We start from the raw sequence: 4,424 nt of genomic DNA, 5'->3' as shown, positions 1-4,424 counted from the left end.
CGCGGCCACCGCATCGAACTCGGCGAAATCGAATCCACACTCCTGAAACACCCCGACATCACGTCCTGCGTCGTACTCGCACGCGAGGACACCCCCGGAACCAAACGACTCGTCGCCTACTGCGCAACGGGCCAGAATGCCGAACGCCGCCCCGACACACCCGAACTACGGACATGGTGCGCCCGCAGCCTCCCCGACTACATGACCCCCAGCACCTTCGTCCTCCTCGACCAACTCCCCCTCACCGCCAACAACAAGATCGACCGCAAAGCCCTACCCGCACCCGACACCGAACGCCCCGAACTCGACGAGCAGTACGTCCCCCCACACACCCCCGTGCAACAAGTCATCACCCGAGCCTGGACCGACGTACTCGGCATCGACCAAATCGGCATCCACGACAACTTCTTCGAACTCGGCGGCGACTCACTGCTGGTGCTGCGCGTGGTCAACCGGATCACGAGCGCACTGCGCCTGGACCTCGCCGTCGGCGATCTGTTCGCCTGCCCCTCCGTCGCCGCGCTGGCCGAGCGGGTGGAGCAGTTGTCGGACGCTGTGGCTCCCCCTCTGGAACCGCGTGGCCTCAAGGACCGGGAGGCCCCGCTGTCGTTCGGACAGCAGCGTCTGTGGTTCCTGCACCAGCTCATGCCCGACAGCGGTCAATTGCTGACCCACCAGGTCGTGCGGCTGCGTGGTGTCGTGGACGTCCCTGCCCTCGACGCCGCCTTCAGCGGACTGCTGCAGCGGCACGAGGTGCTGCGCACCCGGATCGTCCGGGACGGCGACGAGGAGCCGCGCCAACTGATCGTCCCGGGCGTCGAGTTCGTGGTCGAGCAGTGGGATGCGGCGGGACACGACGAGGCGCTCCGACTGGTACGGGAGGAGGCCCGCAGGCCACTGGACCCGGAGGGCGGCCCGCTGCTGCGGGCGGTCCTGGTACGTGAGGCAGCCGATTCGCACCTCCTTCTGGTGGTTCTGCACCACATCGCCTCCGATGACTGGTCGACCTCGGTCCTTGCCAAGGAGGTGGGGGAGCTCTACGCGGCGGCCGTCGAGGGCCGCGCCCCCTCGCTTCCTGAACTCCCCGTCCAGTACGCCGACTTCGCTGTCTGGGAGCGGGACCGGCTCCGCGGCGACTTCCTGGAACGTCAACTGGCCTACTGGCGGGACCGGCTGGCCGGCCTGGAACCGCTGGAACTGCCCACCGACCGCCAGCGGCCGCCGCAGCGTACGGGCGCCGGTGCGAGCGTGGAGTTCACCGTCCCCGCCGAGGTGTCGGACGGTCTGCGGCGACTGGCGCGCCGTGCGGACGTCACCCCCTTCATGGCGTTCCTCGCGGTGTTCCAGCTCCACCTCGCCAAGTACAGCGGTCAGGACGACGTGGCCGTCGGGGTGCCTGCGGCGGGCCGCAACCGGAGCGAGACCGAAGGCCTGATCGGCTTCTTCGTGAACACCCTCGTCATCCGCGCGGACCTGTCGGGTGACCCGACGTTCGAGGAGTTCCTGGGCCGGGTCAGGAACTCGGCGCACGGCGCCTACGCCCACCAGGACGCCCCCTTCGAGCGGATCGTGGAGGACCTCGCACCGGAACGCGACCTCAGCCGCACGCCGCTCTTCCAGGCGATGCTCACTCCGCAGAACCCCTCCGACCAGGTGTGGGACCTCCCCGGCCTGGAGAGCGAACCGCTCCGCACCGGCCTGGACGGTGCCCAGTTCGACCTCACGCTCGTCCTCCAGGAATCCGCCGGGACGTTCCAAGGACTGCTCAGCTACAGCACCGACCTGTTCGAGCGGGCCACGGCCGAGCGGATGGCCAGGCACTTCCAGAACCTGCTGGCCATGGCAGTCGACACACCCGGAGCCCCGCTGAGTGCGCTCGACATGCTCAGCGCGGCCGACCGGCACCAGCTCCTCGTGGAGTGGAACGACACCGACCACCCCTTGAGCGCCGACAGCGTGCCCGCCCTCTTCGAGGCGCAGGCTGCCGCGACCCCGGACGCGCCCGCCGTGATCCACGGGGACGTCGAGCTCAGCTATCGCGAACTCAACCGGCGCGCCAACCGAATCGCCCACCGCCTCATCGCCACCGGCGCCGGACCGGGAGGCGTGGTGGCCTTGGCTCTGCCCAAGTCCGTCGATCTGATCGCCGCCCTCCTCGGCGTGGCCAAGACCGGCGCCGCCTACCTGCCGATCGACGTCCAGTACCCGGCCGCCCGGATCGCCTACATGATCGAGGACGCCCGGCCGGCCTGCATCCTCACCCATGCCGCCGTCCGGAGCGCGCTCCCCGCAGGGCCGCTCCGGATCGTCCTGGACGACCCGGAGTGCGCGACGGAGCTGGCCGCCGGCCCGTCGACCGACCCGGACGACGGTGAGCGCCTCGGGCCCCTCACCCAGGACACCCCCTTCTACGTGATGTACACCTCGGGATCCACCGGTCGTCCCAAGGGTGTGGTGATGCCGGGGACCGGCCTGGTGAACCTGACGTCCTGGCTACGCTCGGCAACGCCCGGTGAACCGCACGGCAGGGTCGCCCAGTTCGCGACCATCAGCTTCGACATCGCCCCCTACGAGATCCTCAGCGCGCTCCTGTACGGCAAGTGCCTGGTCGTCGCCCCCGAGAGCGTCCGCACCGACCCGGTCGACCTGGTGCGCTGGCTGGAGCGGCACGGCATCCACGAGCTCAACGCCCCGAACCTCGTCCTGGAGGAGTTCTACAAGGCGGCCAACGCGACCGGAGCCGTGCTCCCGGAGCTGCGCGTGATCGCCCAGGGCGGCGACACCCACGTCCTCGGCGACTCGGCCCGCAGCTTCCACACCCGCCACCCGTGGTGCGCCCTGCACAACGGGTACGGCCCGACCGAGACCCACGGCGTCACCGACCACCTGCTGCCCGCCGATGTGGGGCAGTGGCCGAGTGTCGCACCCATCGGCCGCCCCGTCGGCAACACCCGCCTGTACGTCCTGGACCGGCACCGCCGACTCGTCCCGCCCGGCGTGGCCGGCGAGCTGTACGCGGCGGGCACAGGCCTCGCCCACGGCTATCTGCGCCGCCCGGAGCTGACGGGCGAACGCTTCGTGCCCGACCCCTACGGCCCGCGGGGAACCCGGATGTACCGCACCGGTGACCTCGTACGGTGGCTGCCCGACGGCACGCTCGACTTCCTCGGCCGCATCGATCACCAGGTCAAGGTCCGGGGCATCCGCATCGAGCTCGGCGAGGTCGAGTCGGCGCTGATGGAGCACCCGGCCATGACCTCCTGCGTGGTCATCGTGCGCGAGGACGTTCCCGGGGTGAAGCGGCTGGTGGCCTACTGCGTGACGGCCCAGGACGCCGCCCACGGCCCGGACGTGTCCGAGCTGCGGGCATGGTGCGCGCGGAGCCTGCCCGAGTACATGGTGCCCGGTGCTGTCGTCCTCCTCGACCGGCTGCCGCTGACGGCGAACCGGAAGGTGGACCGCAAGGCCCTGCCCGTCCCCGACGCCGAACGGCCCGAACCGGGCGAGCCGTACGTCGCCCCGCGCACCCCGGTGGAGCGGGTGGTGGCCCGGGTCTGGGCCGATGTGCTCGGCGTCGACCGGGTCGGGATCCACGACAACTTCTTCGAACTCGGCGGCCACTCGCTCCTCGCGATGCGTGTCGTCAACGGCCTGGCGAGCAAGGTGGACGTGGACGTGCCGGTACGTGACCTCTTCGCCCGTCCGACGGTGGCCGGCCTCGCCGAACACCTGGCCGGCGCACCCCGGGAGGCGGACCCCGCCCCGTTGGCGCCGAGGGCCGTGGGCAGTGAACCGCCCCTGTCCTTCGGGCAGCAGCGGCTCTGGTTCCTCGACCAGCTGCTGGCCGGCTCCGCCGAATACCTGCTGCCCCTGGCCGTCCGGCTGCACGGCACCGTCGACGCGGGTGCGCTGGAGCGGGCGTTCGCGCAGCTCGTCGAGCGGCACGAGGTGCTGCGGACACGGTTCGTGGCGGGCCCGGACGGCGACGCACGCCAGATCGTGGACGAGCCCGGCGGCTTCGCGCTGACGCGGATCGACGGCGGGGCCGACCCGCTGGAGGTGGTGCGGCGCGAGGCGTTCCGGCCGATGGACCTCGCCGCTGGACCGCCGGTGCGGGCGGTGCTGGTGCGGGCCGGCGAGGACGAGACCCTGCTCCTCGTCGTGCTGCACCACATCGTGTCCGACGGCTGGTCCATGCGGCTGGTCTCGGAGGAGCTGTCCGAGCTGTACACGGCCGAGTGCGAGCGGCGCACCCCCGACCTTGCGGCGCTGCCGGTCCAGTACGGCGACTTTGCGATCTGGCAACGGGACCGGCTGCGGGAATCGGCAGTTGATGGTCAATTGGCCTACTGGCGTGAGGTGTTGGCGGGTCTGGAGCCGTTGGAGCTGCCGACGGACCGGCCGCGGCCCTCGGTGCGGTCGGG

General features: G+C 71.0%; 1 protein-coding gene and 1 pseudogene. Both read left to right on the top strand.

The genetic code is table 11. The annotated features are described in order from the left end of the window. Positions 1-12: 12 nt before the first annotated feature. Positions 13-198: pseudogene (locus ACFVHV_RS43320) on the top strand (hypothetical protein); the annotation flags it as partial. 3 nt (positions 199-201) lie between these two features. Then, positions 202-4,424: amino acid adenylation domain-containing protein (locus ACFVHV_RS43315; protein WP_380359318.1), on the top strand; the 4,223-nt coding region annotated here is incomplete at its 3' end.

Source organism: Kitasatospora sp. NPDC127116 (assembly GCF_042677365.1).
GTDB classification, from domain to species: Bacteria; Actinomycetota; Actinomycetes; order Streptomycetales; family Streptomycetaceae; genus Kitasatospora; species Kitasatospora lactacystinica.
This window is presented reverse-complemented; position numbering and strand designations above follow the sequence as displayed.